We start from the raw sequence: 24,770 nt of genomic DNA on the forward strand, positions 1-24,770 counted from the left end.
GGGGGGTGGGGCTCACGGCATCGCCTTGCGGGCCGTGGCGAACCGGGGACGGTTGTTGAGGTCCGGGTGGTCGGCCGCGTCGGCCCAGCCGCGCTCCTCGGTGAAGATCCACGGCACCTGGCCGCCCTGGGTGTCGGCGTGCTCGATGACGACGACGCCGCCCGGGCGCAGGAGCCGGTGTGCGGTCCGTTCCAGACCGCGGATGAGTTCGAGGCCGTCCTCCCCTGAGAACAGGGCGAGTTCGGGATCGTAGTCCCGCGCCTCGGGAGCGACGTACTCCCACTCGGTCAGCGGGATGTAGGGCGGGTTGGAGATGACCAGATCGACGTGGCCGTCGAGGTCCGGGAAGGCGTCCAGGGCGTTGCCCTGACGCAGGTCGACCCTGGACCCCTCCGTGTTCTTGCGCGTCCACCGGAGGGCGTCCTCGGACAGCTCCACGGCATGCACCCGGGAGCGCGGGACCTCCTGGGCGAGGGCGAGCGCGATGGCGCCGGAGCCGGTGCACAGATCGACGATGCACGGCTCCACGACGTCCATGGCGCGTACGGCGTCTATCGCCCACCCGACCACGGACTCGGTCTCGGGCCGGGGCACGAAGACCCCGGGACCGACCTGGAGTTCCAGGTAGCGGAAGAAGGCCCGTCCGGTGATGTGCTGGAGCGGCTCACGCTGCTCACGGCGGGCGATGACCTCCCAGTACCGGGCGTCGAAGTCCGAGTCCTTCACGGAGTGCAGCGCGCCCCGCTTCACGCCGTGCACGAACGCGGCGAGCTCCTCCGCGTCGTTGCGCGGCGAGGGCACGCCGGCGTCGGCCAGCCGCTGGGTGGCCTGGGCCACCTCTGCGAGCAGCAGGTTCACGCAAGTCCTCCGTGTCGTACTCGGTCGTGCGTAGGTACCTCTTTACGCGGCCGCCAGCTTGGCCGCCGAGTCCGCGTCGACGCAGGCCTGGATCACCGCGTCGAGGTCGCCGTCCAGGACCTGGTCCAGGTTGTACGACTTGAAGCCGACGCGGTGGTCCGAGAGGCGGTTCTCCGGGAAGTTGTACGTGCGGATCTTCTCGGAGCGGTCGACGGTGCGGACCTGGCTGCGGCGGGCGTCCGCGGCTTCCCGCTCCGCTTCCTCCACGGCTGCCGCGAGCAGCCTGGAGCGCAGGATACGCATCGCCTGCTCCTTGTTCTGCAGCTGGCTCTTCTCGTTCTGGCAGGAGGCGACGACTCCGGTGGGAATGTGCGTGATGCGCACGGCGGAGTCGGTCGTGTTGACGGACTGGCCGCCGGGGCCGGAGGAGCGGTAGACGTCGATGCGGAGGTCGTTCGGGTTGATCTCGACGTCGACCTCCTCGGCCTCGGGGGTCACGAGGACACCGGCCGCGGAGGTGTGGATACGGCCCTGGGACTCGGTCGCCGGCACCCGCTGCACGCGGTGCACGCCGCCCTCGTACTTGAGCCGGGCCCAGACGCCCTGTCCGGGCTCGGTGGCACCCTGGCCGCCCTTGGTCTTCACGGCGACCTGGACGTCCTTGTAGCCGCCCAGTTCGGACTCGGTGGCGTCGATGATCTCGGTCTTCCAGCCGACCCGCTCGGCGTAGCGCAGGTACATGCGCAGCAGGTCGCCGGCGAACAGGGCTGACTCGTCGCCGCCGGCGCCGGCCTTGACCTCGAGGATGACGTCCTTGTCGTCGTTGGGGTCGCGCGGAACGAGGAGAAGGCGCAGCTTCTCCGTCAGCTCCTCGCGCTGCTTCTCCAGCTCCTTGACCTCGGCCGCGAAGTCGGGGTCGGCGGCGGCGTACTCGCGCCCGGTCTCGATGTCGTCGCCGGTCTGCTTCCAGGAGCGGTACGTGGCGACGATCGGGGTGAGCTCGGCGTAGCGCTTGTTCAGCTTGCGCGCGTTGGCCTGGTCGGAGTGGACCGACGGGTCGGCGAGCTTCTTCTCCAGGTCGGCGTGCTCACCGACGAGCTCCTCGACGGCCTCGAACATCTTGGACTCCTGATACTGCGGTGAAGGGGGGTGGCGGGCGACCAAAAACGCCGGTCCCGGCGCACTCCGAGGAGTGCGGCGTGGACCGGCGCTGGTGGCTCGCTACTTCTTGGCAGCAGCCTTGCCGAAGCGGGCCTCGAAGCGGGCCACACGGCCACCGGTGTCGAGGATCTTCTGCTTGCCCGTGTAGAACGGGTGGCACTCGGAGCAGACCTCGGCGCGGATGGCGCCGCTCTGGATCGTGCTACGGGTGGTGAACGACGCGCCACAGGTGCAGCTGACCTGCGTCTCGACGTACTCGGGGTGGATCTCGCGCTTCAAGGTGTCTCCTAGTTTCGGGAGGGCACCGGGTCGCCGTCCGCGGGTTGCGGGGGCGTGAACCGGGGCCGACGTACCAGTCTGCCAGCACTGGCCGCATCCCCCAAAACCGGGAGGCGTGGCGATCTATTCCCAGCGGCCCGGCGGGGGGTCGTGCACGGGCCTACGAGGAGGTGACGACGCCCTTGGCCTTGCCGGTGGCGGTGCCCTTGGTGGCGCTCTTCGGGATCGCCCGGTCGTTCTCCAGGGCCTTCCAGACCAGCTTCGCCTTGTCCTCGTCCACCAGCACCCGGTTGCCGTCCTGCGGGTCGTACTGGACCGGCATGGTGACCATGGTCATGTTCTTGGAGCTGATGCCCTTGAGGCCGTTCGCGAAGGACATGAGCTTGTTGACCGAGCCGAGGCCGGTGTCGGTCGTCACGGCGTTGGTCGCGGTGTCGGCGAGGTTGTAGAGCTTCTTCGGGCTGTCGAAGAGGCCGACGGTCTTGATCTGGTTGATCAGGGCCTTGATGAACGCCTGCTGGAGCTGGATGCGCCCGAGGTCGGAGCCGTCGCCGACGCCGTGCCGGGTGCGGACCAGGCCGAGTGCCTGCTTGCCGGTGAGCGTGTGCGTGCCGGCCTTCAGGTCGAGGTGGCTGTCGGGGTCGGTGATGTTCTTCGTGGTGGTGACCTCGACGCCGCCGAGCTCGTCGATGAGCTTCTGGAAGCCGGAGAAGTCGACCTCCAGATAGTGGTCCATGCGGATGTCGGTGAGCGACTCGACGGTCTTCACGGCGCAGGAGGCGCCGCCTGTGGAGTACGCGGAGTTGAACATCGCGTTGGTCGCGGCGTCGTGCTCGGTGCCGTCGGAGTCGGTGCACTCGGGGCGGTCGACGAGGGTGTCGCGGGGGATGGAGACCACGCTGGCCTTCTTGTGGCCCTCGTAGACGTGCACGATCATCGCAGTGTCGGAGCGGGCGCTGCCGTCGTCGGCGCCGCCGCCCAGCTTCTTGTTGGAGCCGGACCGGGTGTCGGAGCCGAGCACGAGGATGTTCTCGGAGCCGTTGTCGACCTTCGTGGGCCGGTCGGTGCCGAGTGCCTGGTCGATGTCGACGCTCTTGATGTTGCCGTTGAGCTTGAAGTACAGATAGCCGGCGCCCGTGCCGCCCAGCACGACGATGCCCGCGGCGGTCCAGGTCGCTATCAGCAGGCCCTTGCGCTGGCCGCGGGAATTGCGGCGGCGGCCCTTGGCGCGGTGGCGCGGGCCCGTGGTGCCGGACTCCCCGGGTATGCCGGGTTCCGGCGTGCTCTCGGCAGACATGTGCTCCTCATTCTCGTCCGGTCGGTTACCCCCTGTTTTCAGGGTCAGACGTGGTCGTTACGACCCGAACATCACCATGGTCGCTCCGTCCGGTCAGACGGGTAAACCGGAGAAAGGGTTGCACAACGCACTGTGCCCACCCCGTGGAAGGGTGGGCACAGTGCGTAGTCGTTGAACGCGGGTGGACCGCGCTCACCTGCTATTTCATCCGAAGATGTCGTACTGCTTGAAATCGGTACCGACCGAGATCCTTGTGGCGAAGATCTCGCTGGTGGCCTTGCCGGTGCCCTTGTACAGGTACAGGGTGCCGCCGGGCGTACGGGCCAGGAAGTCGGCCTTGCCGTCGCCGGTCATGTCACCGATGGCGTCGAAGGCGTTGTACGTCGTGTTGCTCCAGGTGCGCACCTTCACGCGGGCGGAGAAGGGGCTGGAGGCCTTGCCGGTGCCCTTGTAGAGGTAGATGGCACCGGTGCTCTTGTTGCGCGCGAGCAGGTCGGCCTTGCCGTCCCCGTTGAAGTCGCCCTTGCCGCGGACCATGTTGTACGCGTTCCAGCCGGTGCCGGTGCCGATCTGCACACGGGCCGAGAAGGTGCCGTCGCCCTTGCCCGGGTAGAGCCACGCCTTGCCGGCGGAGTCCACGGAGACCAGGTCGGGCTTGTAGTCGCCGGTCAGGTCGCCCGGGGTGATGATGCGGGTGCGGGTCTTCCAGTTGTCGAAGATCTGCTTGGTCGCCCAGTCCTGGGCGGACCAGTCGTAGTGCGTCCAGTAGACGTCGCCGTTGTCGCTGCGGCGGTACACCAGGTCCTGGACGCTGTCCCGGTCGAAGTCCGTCTGGGTGACGAGGTTGACGCCGCCCCAGTCGCCGAGGCCCTGCCGGGCTCCGAAGGACGTGCCCTTGGAGTCCTTCTCATAGCCCGTCTTCGTGGACGCGTTGCGCACGAAGAGGTCGGCCTTGGCGTCGGTGTAGCTCATGTTGGCGTCGTCGACCTGGGCGTAGGCGGCACCGAGGTACGTCTTGACCTTCGAGAAGACGCTGTACGCGCCCTTCTCGACGCAGTCCACGACCCCCCAGGAGACGACACCCACGATGCGACCGTTGACCACCAGCGGGCCGCCGGAGTCACCGTTGCAGGCGGACGTCGTACCGGCGTCGCTGCCACTGGCGGGCTTGCCCGCGCAGACCATGTGGCCCTTGACGAAGTCGGTGCCGTAGTAGCCGGCGCAGGTGCTGTCCGACTGGATCGGCAGCGTGGCCGTCTTCAGGGTGTCGGAGACGTCCTGGGTGGTGGAGCTGGTGCGGCCCCAGCCGTAGACCTTGGCGCTGGTGCCGGCGGCGTACGAGGCGGTGTCCGTGGACGTCGTCATACGGATCGGCGTCGACTTGGTCGGGGTCGCCAGGGTGAGGACGGCGATGTCGTTGTCGATGGTCCGCGAGCTGTACGACGGGTGGGTCCACTGACGGACCACACCGGAGACCGCGCCGGTGGTGTTGCCCGCGTCGTCGGGCAGCTGCGTGGCACCGGTCACGATCGCGCCGTACTTGGCCCAGTCGTAGCCCTTGGCGCAGTGCGCGGCGGTGAGGATCTTCGTGGGCGAGACGACGGTGCCACCGCAGAAGAAGCCGGTGTCGGTGGTGTCGTCGTAGTACCAGAGCTGGGCCATCCACGGTGCCGAGGTGATGGTCGTGGTGGAGCCGCCGATGATCTTCGCGTCGACGGTGCCGCTGCTCGAACTCAGCGACGACTTGCTGGTGTTCTCCCCCGCGGTGTCGTCACCGGCGACCGCGCCGGCCACGCGCTTCTCCAGCTCGGCCTGCGACACCGTGCTGATGGCGGGCTTGACCGTCGGCTTCGGAAGTGTGGTCGCGGCACCGGCCGACGTGGTCAGCAGCGCGGCGGCGACAGCGGCTGCCACACCGGCCGCGCCGATGGGCAGGGCGATCCGCATCCGACGTCTGTGGCGACCGGCTCCGGACATGGCTGTACCCACTCAAGTCCCCCCTCGGGATCAGAAGTTCAAGGGTCGAAAAAGTGACCGAAGAGCGCGATCGTACACCGAGCCACAGACAGCGAAGAGGGCCACCCTTGCAACAAGGGTGGCCCTCTTAACGAAGACTTACGTCAGTCGCCGTTACCGGGGGTCGGCGTCGTCTTCTGGATCTGCATCAGGAACTCGGCGTTCGACTTCGTCTGCTTCATCTTGTCGAGGAGCAGTTCGACCGCCTGCTGCTGGTCGAGCGCGTGCAGCACCCGGCGCAGCTTCCAGACGATCCCGAGCTCGTCGGGAGCGAGCAGGATCTCTTCCTTACGGGTACCGGACGCGTCCACGTCCACCGCCGGGAAGATGCGCTTGTCGGCGAGCTTGCGGTCGAGCTTGAGCTCGGCGTTGCCGGTGCCCTTGAACTCCTCGAAGATGACCTCGTCCATGCGGGACCCGGTGTCCACCAGCGCGGTGGCGAGGATGGTCAGCGAGCCGCCGTCCTCGATGTTGCGGGCCGCACCGAAGAAGCGCTTCGGCGGGTACAGGGCGGTCGAGTCGACACCACCGGACAGGATGCGGCCGGAGGCGGGCGCGGCGAGGTTGTACGCACGGCCCAGACGCGTGATCGAGTCGAGCAGCACGACGACGTCGTGACCCAGCTCCACCAGACGCTTGGCGCGCTCGATGGCGAGCTCGGCGACCGTGGTGTGGTCCTCGGCCGGGCGGTCGAAGGTCGAGGAGATGACCTCGCCCTTGACCGACCGCTGCATGTCGGTGACCTCTTCCGGACGCTCGTCGACCAGGACGACCATCAGGTGGCACTCGGGGTTGTTGTGCGTGATCGCGTTGGCGATCGCCTGCATGATCATGGTCTTGCCGGTCTTCGGCGGGGCCACGATCAGACCGCGCTGGCCCTTACCGATCGGCGCGACGAGGTCGATGATGCGGGTCGTGAGGATGCCCGGGTCCGTCTCCAGACGGAGGCGGTCCTGCGGGTACAGCGGCGTCAGCTTGTTGAACTCCGGCCGCCCGCGCCCGGATTCGGGCGCCATGCCGTTGACGGAGTCCAGCCGGACCAGCGCGTTGAACTTCTCGCGACGCTCGCCGTCCTTCGGCTGACGGACCGCACCGGTGACGTGGTCGCCCTTGCGCAGGCCGTTCTTGCGGACCTGGGCGAGGGAGACGTACACGTCGTTGGGACCCGGGAGGTAGCCCGACGTACGGATGAAAGCGTAGTTGTCGAGGATGTCCAGGATGCCCGCGACGGGGATCAGGACGTCGTCGTCGGCGACCTGCGGCTCGGCGGCGCCACCCATCTCGTCACGGCCACGACGGCCACGACGGTCCCGGTAACGGCCGCGACGGCCACGGCGGCCGCCGTCGAAGTCGTCGTCGTCCTGCGGGCCGGCGTTGCGGTCCTGGCGGTCCTGACGACCGCCGCCCTGCTGCTGGCTCTGCTGCTGGCCGCGCTGGCCGCCCTGCTGGTCGCGCTGGCCGCCCTGCTGGTCGTCGCCCTTGCCGCGGCGGTCGCGGTCCCGGCCGCCCCGCTCACGGTCACCGCGCTCGGCACGGTCACCGCGGTCGGCACGGTCCCGGCGGTCGCGACGGCCCTGACGGCCATCCGCGTCACCGGCGTCGCCCTGCGTCTGCGCGGGCGTCTCGGCCTTCGGCTCGCTCTTCGCCTCGGCGACCACCGTCTCGGGGCTGCCGGCGTCGGCCGTGGCACGACGACGACGGCGCTCCGCGGGAGCGTCGTCTCCCCCACGCTCGGCTGCGCTCGCGCGGGCGGCACCCCCATCGCGGGAGGGGTCCCCAGCGGGCTGGCCGGGAATCTCGATCTGCTGCTGGGCCACGGCCTTCTCGGCGGGGGCCTCGGCCGCCTTCTCCGCCTTCTTCTCGGCGGCTTCGCCGGTACGGGCCTTGGAGGTGGCACGGCGCTTGGGCTTGGTCTCGGCGGCGTCCCCGGCGGGGGATGACGCGGCCTTGGCCGGGGCGGCACCACCGCCGGCCTGTGCCTCCTTGATGACCTCGATCAGCTGGCTCTTGCGCATACGCGCGGTGCCCCTGATGCCGAGGCCGGATGCGACCTGCTGCAGCTCGGCCAGCACCATGCCGTCGAGGCCGGTACCGCGGCGCCGCCGGGAGCCGGCACCGGTGGCAGGCGCGGAGGCGTCCGTGGAGGGCGCGGCAGCGGTCTCCTCGACACGTGCGCCCATCAGATCGGTGGTGTCGCTCACGAAGGGTCCTTCCCTGGAGCGGACGTCGGCCTGTCTGGCTCGGCGACCGTTTGTGCTGTCCGACGGCGGTCCCATCCTTGTGGACCGTGCCGGGGCGGTTGTCCGCCTGGGCGGCGGAGGAATCTGGTGATGGCGCTTCCCAGAGCAGTGACACCGACGGTCTGTGTCACATGGCTCGGTCGCACCGGTTCCGGAGCGTGCCCGGCAAGTCGCTCAGTGCCCGCGTACGAGGTACAGCCCGCGTACGTCGTACGAAGCACAGTGCGGCTTGGGAGGCTCCCGGAAGAATGTCTGTCCCGGACGGGGACGTGAAGCACCTCGCCATGGTGGGGTCGGGTGCAGACTTGAGGTTAACACTACCGGATCCAACAAACATTCCCCCTCTCCAAATCCGGCAATCGCCGGTATTCAGATGTCACTGGTGGCAGCGAGCGGCAGCACAATCGCCCCCTGACCATCGAGTTCGAGCCGGTTGGCGGCCCAGCCCTCGCCTGCCAGATGGGCCACCTTGTCCGCGCTGTCCTCATCGGCCAGCGCGAGAACGGTGGGGCCCGCTCCGGAAATCACGGCCGGAACTCCGTCCGCCCTCAATCGCTCCACGAGCGCGGCACTTTCCGGCATGGCCGGAGCCCGGTATTCCTGGTGCAGCCGGTCCTCGGTCGCGGGCAGCAGCAACTCGGGGCGCCGGGTGAGGGCCTCGACGAGCAGCGCGGCGCGGCCCGCGTTGGCGGCGGCGTCGACGTGCGGCACGGTGCGCGGCAGCAGTCCGCGCGCGGTCTCGGTGAGGACCGGCTTCCCGGGCACGAAAACCACCGGAACGACGGAACGATCGGGCTCCATCCTGATCGCCCGCGCGGCACCCGCCTCCATCCAGGAGAGCGTGAAACCGCCGAGCAGACACGCCGCGACATTGTCGGGGTGACCCTCGATCTCGGTCGCGAGCTCGAGGAGCGCGGTGTCGTCGAGCTTGGACTCGCCGCCTATGGTCACGGCACGCGCGGCGACGATGCCCGCGCAGATGGCGGCCGAGGAGGAGCCCAGGCCACGACCGTGCGGGATGCGGTTGGCGCACACGATCTCGAGGCCGCGCGGCTGTCCGCCGAGCAGGTCGAAGGCGGTGCGCAGGGACCGTACGAGAAGGTGCTTCTCGTCGCGCGGGAGGGTCTCGCTGCCCTCACCCGCGATGTCGATGTGCAGCCCGGAGTCGGCCACCCGGACGACGACGTCGTCGTAGAGCCCCAGCGACAGGCCGAGGGCGTCGAAGCCCGGGCCGAGGTTGGCGCTGGTGGCGGGGACGCGCACCCGGACGGCGGCGGCGCGGAACGCTGGACCGGCCATCGCTCGATGACTCTCCTTGAGCTGCGTGATTGTCGAAGACATTCGATACGTACCTGGAAACCCTCGGGTCGCGGAGATGACACGACTCCCGGCCATGCGCGGGGGCATATGCGGCGGGCGGGTTCAGTACAGCCTATCGAAGGAAGGTTCTGTGGCGACATAGGGCGCACAGGAGGCGCACGATGCGTGTCGTAAGCCCTCTGTGCACCCCCTTGGGGATGTCGCTCCAGGGATGTCTCTTATACGAGGCCGAGGCGCTCGGCCGCCGTCGCCGCGTCGACCGGGACGGTGACCGGCTGCGGGGCGCCGGCGACGGCCCAGTCGGGGTCCTTGAGGCCGTTGCCGGTGACGGTGCACACGATCTTCTGGCCCGGGTCGACCAGTCCCTGCTCGGCTGCCTTCAGCAGACCGGCGACGGACGCGGCGGAGGCGGGCTCCACGAAGACGCCCTCCTGCGCGGCCAACAGGCGGTAGGCGCGCAGGATCTCACGGTCCGTCACCTCGTCGATGAGGCCGCCGGACTCGTCCCGCGCCGCCAGGGCGTAGTTCCAGGAGGCCGGATTGCCGATGCGGATGGCGGTGGCGATCGTCGACGGGTCCTTGACGACCTCGCCGCGCACGATCGGGGCGCTGCCGGAGGCCTGGAAGCCCCACATGCGGGGGGTCTTCGCGGCGATGCCGTCGGCGGCGTACTCCTTGTAGCCCTTCCAGTACGCGGTGATGTTGCCCGCGTTGCCGACCGGGAGGACGTGGATGTCGGGTGCGTCGCCGAGCATGTCCACGATCTCGAAGGCGGCGGTCTTCTGGCCCTCGATACGCACCGGGTTGACCGAATTGACCAGCGCCACGGGGTAGTTGTCGCTCAGGGCGCGGGCGAGGGTGAGGCAGTCGTCGAAGTTGCCGTCGACCTGGAGGATCTTCGCACCGTGGATGAGCGCCTGACCCATCTTGCCGAGCGCGATCTTTCCCTGCGGGACCAGTACGGCGCAGACCATGCCGGCGCGCACCGCGTACGCGGCGGCGGAAGCGGAGGTGTTGCCGGTGGAGGCGCAGATGACCGCCTTCGCACCCTCCTCCTTGGCCCGGGAGATGGCCATGGTCATACCGCGGTCCTTGAAGGACCCCGTTGGGTTCGCACCCTCCACCTTGAGGTGGACCTCGCAGCCCGTGCGCTCGGAGAGCACCTGCGCGGGCACGAGGGGCGTGCCGCCCTCGCGGAGCGTCACGACCGGCGTGCTGTCGGAGACGGGCAGCCGGTCCCGGTACTCCTCGATGATTCCGCGCCACTGGTGGGTCATTGCTGGTTACTCTCCTTCAACCCGCATGATGCTGGCGACACCGCGCACGGTGTCGAGCTTGCGCAACGCCTCGACGGTCCCGCCCAGGGCGGCGTCGGACGCGCGGTGGGTCACGACGACGAGGGAAGCCTCGCCGTCCTTGCCCTGTTGGCGAACCGTATCGATGGACACCCCGTGCTCGGCGAACACAGTGGCCACCTGGGCGAGAACACCCGGTTTGTCCGCCACGTCAAGGCTGATGTGGTACCGCGTGAAGACCTCGCCCATGCCCGACACGGGAAGGGCGGCGTACGCGGACTCGCCGGGACCGGTCGCACCATTGAGCCGGTTCCGGCAGACGGCGACCAAGTCGCCGAGCACGGCCGAGGCGGTGGGAGCACCACCGGCGCCGGGGCCGTAGAACATGAGCTGACCGGCCGCGTCCGACTCGACGAAGACGGCGTTGTAGGCGCCGCGCACGGAGGCCAGCGGATGGGTCAGCGGGATCATCGCGGGATGCACGCGCGCGGTGACGGACCCGCCGTCCCCGGCCCGCTCGCAGATCGCGAGCAGCTTGATGGTGCAGCCCATGTTCTTCGCGGAGGCGAAGTCGGAGGCGGTGACCTCGGCCATCCCCTCGCGGTAGACGTCGTCGAGACGCACGCGCGTGTGGAAGGCGATACCGGCGAGGATGGCGGCCTTGGCGGCGGCGTCGAAGCCCTCGACGTCGGCGGTGGGGTCGGCCTCGGCGTACCCCAGCGCGGTGGCCTCGTCGAGGGCCTCCTGGTAACCGGCGCCGGTGGAGTCCATCTTGTCGAGGATGAAGTTGGTCGTGCCGTTGACGATGCCGAGCACGCGGTTGACCTTGTCGCCGGCGAGGGACTCGCGCAGCGGCCGGATCAGCGGGATGGCACCGGCGACGGCGGCCTCGTAGTAGAGGTCCGCGTCGTGCTCCTCGGCGGCGGCGTGCAGGGCGGCGCCGTCCTGGGCGAGGAGCGCCTTGTTGGCGGAGACGACGGAGGCGCCGTGCTCGAAGGCCGTGGTGATGAGGGAGCGCGCGGGCTCGATGCCGCCGATGACCTCCACGACGACGTCGATGTCCCCGCGTTTGACGAGGGCGGTGGCGTCGGTGGTCACGAGCTCGGCCGGGATGCCTTCGCGCACCTTGGAGGGCCGTCGCACGGCGACCCCGGCGAGCTCGACGGGGGCGCCGATGCGCGCGGCGAGGTCGTCGGCGTGCGTCGTCATGATGCGCGCCACCTCTGAGCCGACAACCCCACAGCCCAGCAGCGCCACCTTCAGCGGACGCGTACGCATCATCCGACCTCGTTTCCTCATACCGTCTACGGTTGGACCAGTCTCACTCACCGGACGGGAGTTTCTACCCTTCGTCCGGATCGTGAGACATCTATTTCATTTGTACGGGGGTGGAAGACAGGAGATCTTCCACCCGCCGACGAGGGCTCACCCGACGTCGAGACGCAGCAGGTCCTCCTCCGTCTCACGGCGGACGATGACTCGGGACTCACCATCGTTCACCGCGACGACCGGCGGCCGCAGCACATGGTTGTAGTTGCTGGCCATGGACCGGCAGTACGCACCCGTGGCAGGGACGGCGATGAGGTCACCGGGCACGATGTCGGCCGGCAGGAACGCGTCCTTCACCACAATGTCCCCGCTCTCGCAGTGCTTGCCGACGACCCGGGCGAGCATGGGCTCGGCGTCGGAGGTGCGGGAGACCAGGGCGACGGTGTACTCGGCGTCGTACAGCGCGGTCCGGATGTTGTCGGACATGCCGCCGTCGACGGAGACGTAGGTGCGAAGGCCGTCGAGGGGCTTGGTGGTGCCGACCTCGTAGAGCGTGAACGCGGTGGGGCCGACGATGGCCCGCCCCGGCTCGACGGAGATGCGCGGGGTGCGGAGCTTGGCGGACTCGCACTCACGCGTGACGATCTCGGTGAGCGCCTTGGCGATCTCGTGGGGCTCGCGGGGGTCGTCGTCGGAGGTGTAGGCGATACCGAGGCCACCACCGAGGTCGATCTCGGGAAGCTCCACGCCGTGCTCGTCACGGATGTCCTTCAGCAGCCCGACGACCCGGTGGGCGGCGACCTCGAAGCCGGACATGTCGAAGATCTGCGACCCGATGTGGGAGTGGATGCCGATGAGCTCGAGGCCGTCCAGCTGAAGAGCCCGCCGTACGGCTTCGGCGGCCTGCCCGCCGGCGAGCGGGATGCCGAACTTCTGGTCCTCGTGGGCGGTGGCGATGAACTCGTGCGTGTGTGCTTCCACGCCGACGGTGACACGGATCTGGACGCGCTGCCGCTTGCCGAGTTCCTGGGCGATGTGGGCGACGCGGACGATCTCCTGGAAGGAGTCGAGGACGATACGGCCGACGTCCGCGCGGATCGCCCTTTCGATCTCCTCCTTCGACTTGTTGTTGCCGTGGAAGGCGATGCGGTCGGCGGGCATACCGGCGGAGAGGGCGGTGGCGAGCTCGCCACCGGAGCACACGTCGAGGTTGAGCCCCTCCTCGTGCAGCCAGCGGACGACAGCGCGGGAGAGGAAGGCCTTGCCGGCGTAGAAGACGTCGGCGTCGGCACCGAAGGCGGAACGCCAGGCGCGGGCCCGCGCGCGGAAGTCGGTCTCGTCGATGACGTAGGCGGGAGTGCCGTACTCCTCGGCGAGCTGCGTGGCGGCGATGCCGCCGACGGTGAGGACACCGTCCTCGTTGCGTGTGACCGTCTGGGCCCAGACCTTCGGGTCGAGGGTGTTGAGGTCGGCGGGCGGCGCGGAGTAGTGGCCCTCGGGGAGAACATCGGCGTGACGGGGCCCGGCGGGGTGTGCGGAACGGCTCATGGTCTGTGGCTGGCTCTCTAGATGTGGTCGGGTGCGTCGATGCCGAGCAGGGTCAGGCCGCCGGCCAGCACCGTCCCGGCGGCCTCGGCGAGGGCGAGCCGGGAACGGTGGGCGACCGAGGGTTTCTCGTCGCCGAGCGGGAGGACCGTGGGAAGAAGGGCGAGGGTCGCGTCGGCGACGGTGACCAGGTGGCGGGCGAGCCGGTCCGGCGCATGCGCCGTGGCGGCGACGCCCAGGATCCGGGGGTGGTCGGCGAGGGCGGCGATGAGAACGCCGGCAGTGACTCGCGGCTCGCCGGGGTGCGGATCTCCAGGCCGTACGTCCCCGGGGTGGGGGTCGAATCCCAGGTCGGCGGCGTTGCGGCTGAGAGCCCGGGTGCGGGCGTGGGCGTAGCGGACGCGGAAGAGAGGGTTGCTCTCGCGCTGGACCAGGTGCTCGTCGGTGATCCGGGGCCGGTCGTGGGCGGCGGGATAGAGCAGGGCCCAGCGGGCGGCGTCGCGGCCGAGGGGGGTGGGGTCGGCGGGGGCGGGCACCGGGCGGACGTTGATGTCGAGGGGGTTGCGTGCGTCCGGGGTGCCGGAGGGGGCGGGGGCGGCCACCGGACACACGTCGACGTTGAAGGGGGCGGGCGCGTCGGGGGTGTCGGAGGCGTCGACGCGTGCGCCGAGGAGGTCGGTCCACTCCGGCCGGGGCGGGGCTTGCGAGGACGTACGGACGAGGGCGCCCTGGGAGACCAGGATGCGGGCGATGGCGTCCATGACGACGACGGCGCGGACCTCGTGTGGGGCGTGGAGCCGCACGATCTGTCCGGTGGGGCGGTCACTGTGCCCGTACCGGAGCCCGCGCCGCAGGATCTCCTCGACGAGCCCGGCGGGGGTGGTGTCGCGCAGGCTGATGTTGAGGAACCCGGGTCCCGTGACCACGACGTCGGTGACGCCGGGGGTGTCGAGGAGATGCGGCCGGAGGATCTCGGCGACCTTTGCCGGCGGCTGCCCGGCGGGGCGGGCGAGCTGGAGGGCGATGTTGGTGGCGTAGTCACCACAGCCGCCGGGCCCTGGGGGCGTGACGACGGCCCGTCCGGGAACGGTCACGCTCAGCTCCCCGCCGTCGACAGCGCGACGGACCGCGCGCAGCACGGTACGGGAGAGCTCGACGGGGGTCACGGGACAAGCGTAGGGGAGGAGGGGGGTGGGTAGGCGAGTCGGTTTGGGCGAAGGTCCGCGATATGGACGGGGACGGGAAACCGGACCGGGCGGGAGTGGGGCGGGCGGGGCGATCGACCGGCTCAGCCTCCGGTGCGTCCGGCCCTCTCGGTCTCGCCGGCGCCGAGGACGCGCCCGAAGACGTCGTCGCTGTCCTCCTCGACCGGGTGCGCGGCATGCCTGCGCTCGATCAACTGCCGTACGAGCCGGACGAGTTCGGCGGGCTCGAAGGGCTTGGCCAGGAAAGCGTCGACACCGACATCGAGACCGCTCTCGACCTCGTGCTGCGTGCACGCGCTGACGATGGCAAGAGGAAGATCACGGGTCCGCGGATCGGAACGCAGCCGAGCGGCGGTCCGAAGCCCATCGAGTCGGGGCATAACGACATCAAGGGTCACCACATCGGGCCGCACCTGATGCACCACATCCAGACACTCGGCACCATCAGCCGCGGTCACGACCTCGATGCCCTCCAGCTCGAGATTGACCCTGATCAACTGCCGGATGACCTTGTTGTCGTCCACAACAAGCACCCGGCCCGACGCGCCTGGCACAACTCGAGAGTAGGTCCGGACCGGCCACCGCGTCCGGGTTTTACCGACTTCTGCCCCGCCGGGGAACGAACGAGATCACCAGTCCCCACAACCGACCACCACGACCCCTCCCGGACAGGGCTACGACGCCGATAAACCCGTTCATGAACACCCCGACGGAGCTGGTAGTGTTCTACCCGTCGCCGCGAGCAACGCGACCGACACGCCCCCGTAGCTCAGGGGATAGAGCAACGGCCTCCGGAGCCGTGTGCGCAGGTTCGAATCCTGCCGGGGGCACTCGCCAGTCAGACAGCAGCAATCAAGCTCTGACCTGTGCGGATGCCGACATGAGAGAGCGGGAGTCAGTCTCACTGACTCCCGCTCTTTCTCATTGCTGCGCACTGTTTGTGTGTGAGGAGCGTGTGAGCCACACACGAACGGGGAGCTTCTTACGTCGCGCACCGGAGAGAGGCTGAGCCCTCATATTCGGGGGCGGCCGTAGCTTTGATGTTGCGAGAATGGCCGCCATGGCACGACGGCAAGCACCTGCATACGCCTGGCCCGGTCACCTCGTTCGAGGCCACACGGGACAGCGTCTCGTCTATCTGGACCTCAACCACTGGATCAATCTGGCCAAGGCCGCTACGGGACACCGGACTGGGGGGCCGCACCAGTCGGCGCTCACTGCGGTGCAAGATGCTGCTAGTTCAGGGCAGTACCTCTTCCCCCTGTCTCTCACCCACTACATGGAAATGGCAGGGATTCAGGATCCCCGCCAGCGAGCCGACGTCGCCAATGTGATGGAAGAGGTCTCGGGCTTCACCACCTTGCTCTCCCGCACACACATCATGCGGCTGGAGGTTGAGGCAGCGCTTGACCGCGCATTCGACACTGAATCACCGCATCTTGCAGATATCCATCTGCTGGGCCACGGCATCGGTCATGCCATGGGTAAGCGGGGCGGCTTGACTATCCGCTCAGCATCCGGTGATGCCACAGACGAGGCTCGCGCCGCGTGTCCAGATGGGCCAGCAGCCTTTGATCTAATGCTGGCAAATGCACGTGAACAGCTTGAGCGCGCCGTGCTGCGAGGACCCACTGACGCCGAAGTACCAGACCTCAAGGCAAACGGGTGGGACCCGACCGTCGCTAAGAGAATCGCCGAAAACCGAGCGGAATCTGAGCGGCAACTAGCTATACGTCTCGACAATGACCCGCAGTATTGGAACCGCTTGCGTGATGTAGTACAGGCCCGGTACATGTCTCTCGAAGTCATCGACATGCTCACTCAAGCACTCATCGACCGCGACAGAGACTTCGCTGAAGTAATCACGGACAGAGAGTCGATCAGGGCCTTCGCGGATTGCATGCCAAGCGCCGCCGTCCATACGACCCTCACGGAAGCGGCCCACCGCAACCGCGAGAAGTCATGGCAGCCGAACGACATCTTCGATATCGATGCACTGAGCCTCGCGGTGCCGTATTGCGACATGGTCGTAACTGAACGCTATGCATCACATGTCCTCCAAGCTGCCCACCTTCCACGAGGAATGGAAACTGAAGTAGTTCCCAAACTCAAGAACCTAGCAGAATGGCTGGATCGCCAGTGAGTGTGCGGCCACGCGACCGCACACTCACACGAAGAGGCCCCTACCCCCAGCCCATGGTCTTTTCGATCTTCTTGTTGTTTTCCTCCTCGCTGTCGTCGATAACGCCCGCATAGCGGCGGTGGATGACTTCCGGGGAGTTGCCCGCACGGCGGGCCACCTCGGCTACGGGGAGGCCGGCGCGGAGCCAGTTCGTGATGCACGTGGCCCGCAGGTGGTACGGCTTCCGGGCCAAGGGCGAGTCCACCTTGTCCGGCGGGAGCGCCAGCGGCCGGGCTTCCTGCCACACCCGCCAGTAGCTGGACGTGCCGAGCAAGTCTCCTCGCTCATTCGGGAAGAGTCGCCCGTCCTTCGCAGTGCCGAATTCCTTCAGGTGCGCCCGGAGCATGGCCACGAGCACAGGAGGAATCGGTACCGGCCGATCGGCGCCAGGCTCCCGTGATTTCAGCCCTCTTCTATCGTGGCGCTCCCCTGAGTCGGTCCAGCGCTTACCCGAGATCGGACGCGTCTCACGGAGAGTCAGGGTCCCCCATCCCGTCTCGGGAAGATGGCAGTCTGCGAACCGGAGCCCGACCACTTCCGCCGGACGCATCGCCGCGTACAGGATGCAACCGAAGAATGCGACAAGGCGCCTCCCCCGATTGCGGTGAACCGAGCCGACATACGAGACAGCTATGAGAAGTTGCCTCCCCTGCGTCTCGTTGACCAAGACCCGACGGTCCACCCTGTCACTCCCGGGGGAGGCCGGCCGTTTCACTCCCGCAAGCGGGTTGGCGTCGAGATACCCCTCCTGAATCGCGTACTCCATCGCTGTGTTGAACCCGCGACGGCGGCGCCTGTAGGTATCCGCTGCCGCCGGTTTGTCGTCCAGCCTGAACGACAGTCGATAGTGGACGTCTCGAACGACCCGGGGCTCCCCAAGGGCCGACAGAGGGAGGGCGTGAGCTGAGAGCCACGCACAGGTCTTCTCCAGCTCCTGCGGGGGCTCTTCGTCCTTGTGGTTGGGTACGACCGCCCACCGCACGGCGCGCCGGACGTCTTCCAACTCCGGCGCTCCCGGGCTCTCCCCCATCATGCCGAGAGCTGCGGTTGCGAGACTGTCCGCAAGTCCTTCGCGGGTCTTGGCGGCGGCCGTACGCCAACGGACTCCCATGTACTCGCGGGCGAAGTCCCACCACGACGGGTCTGGCCGGGTGTTCGCCTTTGCCTTCTCTGCCGCTGCTCGGAGTTCAGATTCAGGAACTCCTGTCTCCACATCGAAAGCCTCGCCCTTGCGCATGGCGCGCCACAGCTCAGATCGGCGGCTCTCGGCAAGAGCCGACGTTGCGAAGGTGGCGTGATGCACCTTCCCGGCAACCTTCCAACGGATTTGATGGGGCGCCGACTTGCTGGAAATTCTGCTGACTTTCCAGACCCGAACGGCGGTGGAGAGCGTCGGCTCTTCAGCAGCGTCCGGGCGCTCGCTCTCGCGAGCGCCCGGAACTGCACTGGTCTTGCGATGGTTCACGCGGCTTCCTCCAGAGCAGCAATCCAGCGCTCCAGTTCCGAACGACGAATGCGCACGGACCCGTTCGGGAGCTTGATGGCTTTCGGCCCTTTCCTCGTCTGCCGCCAGCGGTAGAAGGTCGACAGAGGTACGCCGATTTCCTCGATGACTTGAGAGATCGTGAGCATCTCGTCACGCGCCACGGCCGGTTCCCTCCGAGTTCTCGCCTGGGGACCGGGAGTCGGACAGGTGGGACAGTCCCGGTTCCGGCTGTCCCGCCCCTTCGTGCAGGTCAGGGGGCGCACTGGGACAGTCGGACACCTGGGACACCCCCGGCGTGCCCTCCGTCCGGGTCTCGGTGTCCGGGTAGTACCGGCCGGCTCCGTCCTTGGTGAGCTGTCCGTCTGCGGCCATGCGGGAGCAGGTGCGGCGGACGTTCTCGGCATCGAGCTGCGGCAGTGCGGCGACGATGTCCTTGGGCCGGGCGCCGGGGTGGGCGCGGACGTGTCGCAGGATGGCCGCACGAGTGTCGCCGATGGTGTGGTCGGTGACCGGGCCGTCAAGCATCTGCCAGGCGCCGGAGGCAGCTTGGAACTGAAGCGCGTACTCGGCTTCGTCGACGTCGCGGCCGGTGACGTGCAGGATGCCGTCTGCTTGCCCGCGTGCCCGCTTCAGTACGAGGGTGGCGTCTGCGGCTCCGGCGATGCCGTTGGTGCCGGACACCTCGGTCAGGAAGTCGTCTGAGCCCGCCTTGCGGACGTGGTGTACGAGCACCACGGCGATGCCGTAGTGGTCGGCGATCCGCTTGGCGTAGCCGACGGCGACATAGTCCGCATCGTAGGCGGACACGCCCTGGGGTGCTTGGCCACGCATCTTGGCGAACACGTCGATGACGACCATGCGGGCGTCCGGGTTGCGCTCCAGCCATCCGGCGATGGCGTCGCTGCCGCCCTGGGGGAAGGGCGGGCATTCGGTGACCAACGTCAGCCCGGCCGGGGCCGGTTGCCCTCCCAGCATCTTGCCCATGCGGGTCTGGAGACGGCGCGGGGTGTCTTCCAGAGCGAGGTAGAGCACCGGGCCACTGTCGACCGGCAGGGAGCCGAAGGCATGCCCGCCGGAAGCGACCGCGAGGGCGAGTCCGAGGGATAGCCAGGACTTGCCCACCTTGGGAGGTCCGGCGAGCAGGCTGACGCCCTCAGCGAGGATGCCGGGCACCGCCCATTTCGGCTCGGGGAAGTCTGCCGCCATGAGCTGATCCGCAGTCCAAGCCGTGCGGGGGCGCTCCCGCTTGGGCAGTTCGCGCGGGGCCGCCTGGGGGTCGCTGGGGACGGAGTACAGGTGCAGTGGGGGGATCGGGTTGCCGTTCATGCCGCGACCGTCCGGGGCCGGTTGGCTCCGGCCCGCAGGCCGGATGCGATGGTGCGGCGCGCCTCGCGCTCGCCCTGGCCGACGCTGAGCCCGGCCGCGACGAGCCGCTCGGTCACGTCGTGCGCGTCCAGCTCGCCCCCGGCGACCAGTTGCCCGAGTGCGACAGAGGCGATGTAGAGGGCGGTGTTGTGCTCGTGCTCGCCGGAGCCGGTGACGCGAGCCAACTCGCCGTTGAGCGCGGCGTTCAGGAACCTGCCGCGCCGGTCGCGTGCGGTCAGCGGCACCGTGACCGGGCGCTGCGGGGGCAGTGGGGCGGGGCGTAGCAGTTCCGCCAGCCAGCCCGGCAATGGAGCCACCGGAGCGTCATGGGCGACCATGTAGGGGTTTCCGGCGAAGGTGCTGCCCGCGCCGACCACGAGCCCGCCGACGGCGCGGGTGTCGACCTTCCAGCCGAGCCCGCGGGTGCTGTCTCCGGCCGTGTTGCGCAGCGCTTCGCCCTTGGGCGCGGCGAAGTACAGGTGAATGCCACCGCTCCAGGTGCGCACCGTGTACGTGTCGGCGGGAAACGGCTGGCCGTGGCGCTCGCAGAGTACGGCGAGCACGTCGGCGCCGTCCGTGACGCCGTGCTCCGCCCAATCGGCCGGCGGGGTGTCACCCGGGTGCTTGGGCCTGTCAAGGTCGATGATGACCAGCCGGGAGGGACCGGCCGCGATGCCGACGTTGTACGGGGAGTGCGTCCAGCACCGGGCGATGCGCTCACGGTCGGTGGTGGCGCGGGTCTCCCAGTCGCGAACGGAGGGGCGCTTGTCGTTGGGGATGAGGGGGAAGACGTGCCAGTCGCGCGACGCTGCGTCAAGCGCTGCGGCGAGCTGGGCAGAGCCGTCCAGTTCAGGCATGCTGGAGGTCTCCTGTTCTGTCGAAGGGACAAGGGGAAACCGGGGCGGCCGTGGTCTTGTGGTGAGAGACGGCCGCCCCGGGCGCATCTAGAACGGGGGCTCTTCGCTGTACTTCGTGTCGCCGGAAGCGGCCGGAGCGGGCGTGCCCCATCCGCCGACGGCCGGAGCCGCGGTGTTCCACGCGTCGGCGGCCGGGCCGGAGCCAGAGGCGCCGCCGTTGCGCTGGACGCGTTCGACCTTGGCCGTGGCGAACTGGAGCGAGGGGCCGATGTCGTCGACTTCCAGGCCGAGCATCGAGCGGTTCTCACGCTGCTCGTTCTGCCAGTTGTGCTGACGCAGACGGCCGGTGACGACTACGCGCATGCCCTTGGTCAAACTCTCGGCGATGTGCTGGGCGAGGTCGCGCCAAGCGGTGCAGCGCAGGAACATCGCGGTGCCGTCCTGCCACTGGCCGGTGGCCTTGTCGTAACGGCGCGGGGTGGACGCGACGGAGAACTTGACCAGGGCGGCGCCGCTCGGGGTGAACCGCAGCTCGGGGTCTGCGGCGAGGTTGCCGACGACGGTGATGGAGGTCTCTCCCACGGACATGTGGATCACTCGCTTTCGGTGTGCGTGTGGGCGTTGAGCCGCCCGGCGGCGGCGTGCAGCTTGGCGTCCAGGACGACGGGCGGGACGGCGGTGAAGGCATGCAGGGCGACGGCGGCGGCGATGATGACGTCGCACAGTTCGTCGGCCACGTCCGCCGGGGTGTGGGTGGTGCCCTTGCGGGGGTTCTGGCCGGTAACGCCGATGTACGCGGCGGCGGCTTCGCCCGCCTCCTCGGTCACCTTCATCAGCCGCATAGCCCTCTCGTGCTCTCCCGCGCCGTTCGCGGCGTTCAAGGTGGCGGCGATGCTGGCCGTGACGGTCCACAGGCCCGCGGTCATGCTGACTCCCTCTCGGCGGTGGGGAGTTCGGGCAGGCCCGCGCGTTCCAGGGCGGCGGGGTCGAAGCCGGGCAGGGCGGCGCGGGTGACGAGTGCCTGTGCGAGGGATTCGGCGTAGGCGGCGCCGCTGCGGGCCACTTCGATCTGTGTGGTGGAGCGAAGCGTTTCGACGCGCTCGATGTGGGCGTACTCCTCGCGCCGCTCGCTCGTCTGCCGCTCATACGCGACCGTCTCGCGGCGGTCGGTGCGCCAGTAGCGAGCGGCCAGGCCGTAGGCGCCGGCGGTGGCCAGCGACCACAGCAGCAGCGGCAGCGGCAGGCCGTCGGCGTATCCGGCCACCCCGGCGAAGGCGAGGGCGCCGGAGGCGGCGAACGCGGTGCCCACGAGGACGGAGTCGCCGGTGGCGTTGGCCGCAACCACGCCCGCGGCACCGGCCCCCAGGGACAGAGCGGTCATCAACACGGCGTTGCCGACACTGTGTTCGGCGCCGTTGGCGTTCCAGATGCGGGCCAGCGCGAGCACGGTCGTGGTGGCGAGGGCGGGCGCGGCCTTGGGCAGGGCTTCGGCGAGCCAGTGCCGGGCGGTGGTGGACTCGTTCACGGGAGTCTCTCCCTTGCGTTCAGTTGCCGAGCTGGGACAGGAAGCGGGCGAATGACGCCACCAGGTCGCGGACGGGCCCGTAGGCGCCGGTCCCGGCGGTGAAGAAGCCGAACAGGAACAGCACCACCGCGCCACCCGCGTTGGCGCCCCGGGTCTTGACGGCAACGACGGAGGCGATGCCGAAGAGCAGCACGGCGGAAATGGTCAGAGTCATCGCGAGCCCTCCGGACGCGGGGTGTCGGTGCCTGCGCGGTAGATGCGGGCGAAGCGGTTGTAGAGCCAGCGGCCGATGCGGATGCGCTTGCCGGTCGCGTGGCAGCGGCGGCAGTCCTTGCCACGCTTGGGCCGCCCCTTGCGGTCGGCCTTGAGCTTGTGGCCCATGCCGTGGCACTTGCGGCAGTCGCCGAACGGCGAGGCCGCACACACAGCGACGTAACACAGCGTGACGCCGATGAGCAGGGTGATAGCGAGCAGGATCAGGGGCATGAAAAGCCCTCCCAGGCGGTTTCCAGGGGTTTCCGCAGGTGGGCCGCTATCCGCTAGCGGCCTGATCAGACGGGGTATAGGGCGCTAGCGGGGCCGCTAACGTTAGCGGGGTGTGCCGCTATCGTTAGCAACCCCGGAGCCTCAGCCCGCGTTCCGGTTTCCGTCACGCTCCGCAATCGCGGCGACGATGTGGGAGCGGTCGATACCGCGCCGGTTGACGACCTTGCCCTTGACCCGGCGCCCCACCTGGATGGTGGCCACGCCGTGCGGCTTGAGCGCGGCGGCCAGTCCTTCCGGGTCCCATCCGTCGTAGACCTCGGGCCGGAGTTCGGCGAGGCGGGCGACGACGGTCTCGGACCACACCTTGGGCTCGTCGGCGGGGACGACGGCGAGGATGTCGGCGAGCAGGTCGTAGCCGCTGCCCACGATGGGCTCCGGTTCCTGACCGAGCGCGTAGCCGGACAGGGTGCCGGCGTCCTCGCGTGCCTTGCGGGCCCGCCGCGCGATGCGGTCCGCGTTCGGGGCATCCACGTAGACGCTGCGGATGATCCTGGCGTCCGAGCCGTCGCCGACGAAGTAGGCGATGCCCTTGTCGGCCCAGGCGAACATGGTCGCGCGCACGCCCCGCTTGTAGGAGGACGTGCCCAGCACCATGTCGTTCTCGGTCTGCCCCATGACCTTCATGCACAGCCGAACGCCCGCGTTCGCGGAGATGCCGGTGGGCAGCGACTTCGCGTCCGGACGCTGAGTGGCCAGCATGAGCACAATCCCGGTGGCCGGTCCGCGCTTGACCAGGTCGGTGCAGATCTCCTCGAACTCCTTGCCGTACTTGTCGTGCTCGAACCACACCTGGCACTCGTCCACGCACACGACGATGGGGTGCAGTCCCAGACTCGGCTTGGAGGCGAGTTCGCTGGTCACCTTGGACTCCGGGCACACATCCCGCGGCAGCGAGCGGATCACCTTCGCGCGCCGGCGCAGTTCACCGCGCACCTCGCGCATGTCCGCGATGGCGTACTCGATGTCCTCGTCCTCCTCGCCGGCACGGTGCCGGTAGGAGACGTGCTCTCCGACCGGGTCCAGGTCACCGGTGCCCTTGAGGTCGTAGGTGTGCAGCTCCGCGCGCGGGTCCAACGCCGCGATCAGGGCGAACAGGCGCAGCAGGAACGTCTTGCCCATGCGCGGGATCGCACCGATGATCGCCGCGATGTACATGAACGTCAGCCCCACCCAGCGGCCTCGCTGGTCGGTGGAGAAGTCGACCGGCTTGAACAGGTCGACCAGCCCCGCCTTGGCCAGCGGCCACGCGGGCTGCGTGGCCCGGTTCATGTCCTGGTCACCCACCCACAACACCAGGCGCCCGGTGTGCTCGTCCGCGACCGCTTCGGGCCACACGCACCCGAGCGGGCGGCGCAGGCCGGACGCGAGCCGCTCACGCCGCTCGATGATGTCCGTCACCGTCACGCCGTAGGGCAGGTTGCCCTCCGCCCGCCACCCCGGGCCGTCGCGGGTGATCGGGGCGGTGAACTCGAACCCGTCCCGCCCCTTGGCCTGCGCCTGGTTGATAGAGGGGATGCCGAGTGAGCCGAGCGCCCGCAGCACAATGTCCGAGGTGAGCTTGACCGCGGTGGGCAGTTCCACCGCCCGGTGGATGACCGGGTCATCCGCCTTGCGGCCGGCAAACCCGAGCGCCAGCACGACCGCTCCCACCGACAGGGCTTGCAGCCAGTCGGGGGCGAGGACGTAGATGGCGAGCGCGGAGCCGAGCCCAACGAACATCGCGAGCACGGTCACCAGGGTGCGCAGCCGGACCCGACCGTCACGCTGCCGCGACAGCTTCAGATACTCGGCCGCGTCCTCGCGCCGGACGGCGGCGAGGCGGACCGGTTCGCCCTCGCGGTCGGCCACCCACCGCATGGTGCCCCCGACGAACCGGGCGGCGCCGGTGGGTGCCTGAATCGTCAGGCGGGCGGCGTAGACCGGCGAGCGCAGCGCGTGGTAGCCGAGCGAGTGGGCGTAGTGGCGGGCCACCCATGCCGTGGCGGTGCGCAGTTCCGCGAGCGAGCGCAGCCAGACGGGTACGACCGCCCGGCGCCGCGCCCCGGCGAGCCGACCGAGGTAGCCCGGCCCGGTCGCGGTGAGCGTCGGCTGGTCGACCATCGGACGGGCAGTCGGGTCACCCGACTCGGCACCCGACCGACCGGCCTCGGAGTCGGCCGACCCATCGGTGTCGGGTCGGGTGGCCGGGTCGGCCGACTCGGCACGGGCTGAGCGTGCCTTGTCGAGGTCGACTACCTCGCCCCCGGAGTCGGGGCGGGCGTCGGCGGACATCTCGGCTTCGAGTCGGTCGAAGAGTTCGTTGTCGTCGTCGGGGTGCTTCACTG

Annotated in this window: 23 protein-coding genes and 1 tRNA gene; 2 read left to right on the forward strand and 22 right to left on the reverse strand. The window is 69.1% G+C overall.

The window, feature by feature from the left end:
• Positions 1 to 12 precede the first annotated feature (12 nt).
• The 12 genes from prmC to QF037_RS16180 form a co-directional block, all read right to left on the reverse strand.
• Positions 13 to 858, reverse strand: coding sequence for a peptide chain release factor N(5)-glutamine methyltransferase (prmC, locus tag QF037_RS16125; RefSeq protein WP_307025829.1), 846 nt, complete (start codon positions 856 to 858; stop codon positions 13 to 15).
• A gap of 42 nt (positions 859 to 900) precedes the next feature.
• On the reverse strand, positions 901 to 1,977 hold the full coding sequence (gene prfA / locus QF037_RS16130; RefSeq protein WP_307025831.1) for a peptide chain release factor 1: 1,077 nt from the start codon (positions 1,975 to 1,977) through the stop codon (positions 901 to 903).
• A 102-nt stretch (positions 1,978 to 2,079) separates the two neighbouring features.
• Positions 2,080 to 2,298 (reverse strand): 50S ribosomal protein L31, encoded by a 219-nt coding sequence (gene rpmE, locus QF037_RS16135; protein WP_307025833.1) that lies wholly within the window; start codon positions 2,296 to 2,298, stop codon positions 2,080 to 2,082.
• 160 nt (positions 2,299 to 2,458) lie between these two features.
• A complete protein-coding gene (locus tag QF037_RS16140; RefSeq protein ID WP_307025835.1) occupies positions 2,459 to 3,595 on the reverse strand; it encodes an LCP family protein in 1,137 nt (378 codons plus the stop codon).
• A 204-nt stretch (positions 3,596 to 3,799) separates the two neighbouring features.
• Entirely contained in the window at positions 3,800 to 5,542 is a 1,743-nt protein-coding gene (locus QF037_RS16145; RefSeq protein WP_307025837.1) for a trypsin-like serine protease, read from the reverse strand.
• Between the two features lie 173 nt (positions 5,543 to 5,715).
• Complete coding sequence (gene rho, locus QF037_RS16150) at positions 5,716 to 7,812, reverse strand: transcription termination factor Rho (RefSeq protein WP_307025839.1); 2,097 nt, start codon at positions 7,810 to 7,812, stop codon at positions 5,716 to 5,718.
• A 408-nt stretch (positions 7,813 to 8,220) separates the two neighbouring features.
• A complete protein-coding gene (gene thrB, locus QF037_RS16155; RefSeq protein ID WP_307025841.1) occupies positions 8,221 to 9,150 on the reverse strand; it encodes a homoserine kinase in 930 nt (309 codons plus the stop codon).
• Positions 9,151 to 9,389: 239 nt separating this feature from the next.
• Complete coding sequence (gene thrC / locus QF037_RS16160) at positions 9,390 to 10,448, reverse strand: threonine synthase (protein WP_307025842.1); 1,059 nt, start codon at positions 10,446 to 10,448, stop codon at positions 9,390 to 9,392.
• 6 nt (positions 10,449 to 10,454) lie between these two features.
• A complete protein-coding gene (locus QF037_RS16165) occupies positions 10,455 to 11,747 on the reverse strand; it encodes a homoserine dehydrogenase (protein WP_307025844.1) in 1,293 nt (430 codons plus the stop codon).
• A 144-nt stretch (positions 11,748 to 11,891) separates the two neighbouring features.
• Complete coding sequence (gene lysA / locus QF037_RS16170; RefSeq protein WP_307025846.1) at positions 11,892 to 13,283, reverse strand: diaminopimelate decarboxylase; 1,392 nt, start codon at positions 13,281 to 13,283, stop codon at positions 11,892 to 11,894.
• A 17-nt stretch (positions 13,284 to 13,300) separates the two neighbouring features.
• Complete coding sequence (nrtL, locus tag QF037_RS16175) at positions 13,301 to 14,446, reverse strand: ArgS-related anticodon-binding protein NrtL (protein WP_307025848.1); 1,146 nt, start codon at positions 14,444 to 14,446, stop codon at positions 13,301 to 13,303.
• A 122-nt stretch (positions 14,447 to 14,568) separates the two neighbouring features.
• Positions 14,569 to 15,009, reverse strand: a complete 441-nt coding sequence (locus QF037_RS16180) for a response regulator (RefSeq protein WP_373463731.1) — start codon at positions 15,007 to 15,009, stop codon at positions 14,569 to 14,571.
• 234 nt (positions 15,010 to 15,243) lie between these two features.
• Here QF037_RS16180 and QF037_RS16185 point away from each other — a divergent pair.
• Both QF037_RS16185 and QF037_RS16190 read left to right on the forward strand, forming a co-directional pair.
• Positions 15,244 to 15,315: transfer RNA gene (locus QF037_RS16185), tRNA-Arg, on the forward strand.
• Between the two features lie 221 nt (positions 15,316 to 15,536).
• The gene (locus QF037_RS16190) at positions 15,537 to 16,628 is read left to right on the forward strand and encodes a hypothetical protein (RefSeq protein WP_307025852.1); all 1,092 of its coding nucleotides are present in this window, start codon (positions 15,537 to 15,539) and stop codon (positions 16,626 to 16,628) included.
• Positions 16,629 to 16,668: 40 nt separating this feature from the next.
• Here QF037_RS16190 and QF037_RS16195 read toward each other — a convergent pair whose 3' ends face one another.
• From QF037_RS16195 to QF037_RS16240, 10 genes are all read right to left on the reverse strand, one after another.
• Positions 16,669 to 18,132 carry a tyrosine-type recombinase/integrase gene (locus QF037_RS16195; protein WP_307025854.1) on the reverse strand — a complete coding sequence of 488 codons (1,464 nt, stop codon included), beginning with the start codon at positions 18,130 to 18,132 and terminating at the stop codon, positions 16,669 to 16,671.
• Positions 18,129 to 18,299, reverse strand: a complete 171-nt coding sequence (locus QF037_RS16200; RefSeq protein ID WP_203618518.1) for a helix-turn-helix transcriptional regulator — start codon at positions 18,297 to 18,299, stop codon at positions 18,129 to 18,131. Before QF037_RS16200 ends, QF037_RS16195 begins: the two co-directional genes overlap by 4 nt.
• A gap of 4 nt (positions 18,300 to 18,303) precedes the next feature.
• A complete protein-coding gene (locus QF037_RS16205; RefSeq protein ID WP_307025856.1) occupies positions 18,304 to 19,479 on the reverse strand; it encodes an AAA family ATPase in 1,176 nt (391 codons plus the stop codon).
• Positions 19,476 to 20,375, reverse strand: coding sequence for a bifunctional DNA primase/polymerase (locus tag QF037_RS16210; RefSeq protein ID WP_307025858.1), 900 nt, complete (start codon positions 20,373 to 20,375; stop codon positions 19,476 to 19,478). Before QF037_RS16210 ends, QF037_RS16205 begins: the two co-directional genes overlap by 4 nt.
• A gap of 87 nt (positions 20,376 to 20,462) precedes the next feature.
• Complete coding sequence (locus QF037_RS16215) at positions 20,463 to 20,963, reverse strand: single-stranded DNA-binding protein (RefSeq protein WP_307025859.1); 501 nt, start codon at positions 20,961 to 20,963, stop codon at positions 20,463 to 20,465.
• Between the two features lie 5 nt (positions 20,964 to 20,968).
• Positions 20,969 to 21,301 (reverse strand): hypothetical protein, encoded by a 333-nt coding sequence (locus tag QF037_RS16220; RefSeq protein ID WP_307025861.1) that lies wholly within the window; start codon positions 21,299 to 21,301, stop codon positions 20,969 to 20,971.
• Positions 21,298 to 21,900, reverse strand: coding sequence for a hypothetical protein (locus QF037_RS16225; protein ID WP_307025862.1), 603 nt, complete (start codon positions 21,898 to 21,900; stop codon positions 21,298 to 21,300). Before QF037_RS16225 ends, QF037_RS16220 begins: the two co-directional genes overlap by 4 nt.
• Positions 21,901 to 21,919: 19 nt before the next feature.
• Positions 21,920 to 22,114 carry a hypothetical protein gene (locus tag QF037_RS16230; protein ID WP_307025864.1) on the reverse strand — a complete coding sequence of 65 codons (195 nt, stop codon included), beginning with the start codon at positions 22,112 to 22,114 and terminating at the stop codon, positions 21,920 to 21,922.
• Positions 22,111 to 22,386, reverse strand: a complete 276-nt coding sequence (locus tag QF037_RS16235; RefSeq protein WP_307025866.1) for a hypothetical protein — start codon at positions 22,384 to 22,386, stop codon at positions 22,111 to 22,113. The genes QF037_RS16230 and QF037_RS16235 overlap by 4 nt, the downstream gene beginning before the upstream one ends.
• A gap of 141 nt (positions 22,387 to 22,527) precedes the next feature.
• Positions 22,528 to 24,768, reverse strand: coding sequence for a cell division protein FtsK (locus QF037_RS16240; protein ID WP_307025867.1), 2,241 nt, complete (start codon positions 24,766 to 24,768; stop codon positions 22,528 to 22,530).
• Between the last annotated feature and the right edge of the window lie 2 nt (positions 24,769 to 24,770).

Source organism: Streptomyces canus (assembly GCF_030815415.1).
Classification (GTDB): domain Bacteria; phylum Actinomycetota; class Actinomycetes; order Streptomycetales; family Streptomycetaceae; genus Streptomyces; species Streptomyces canus_F.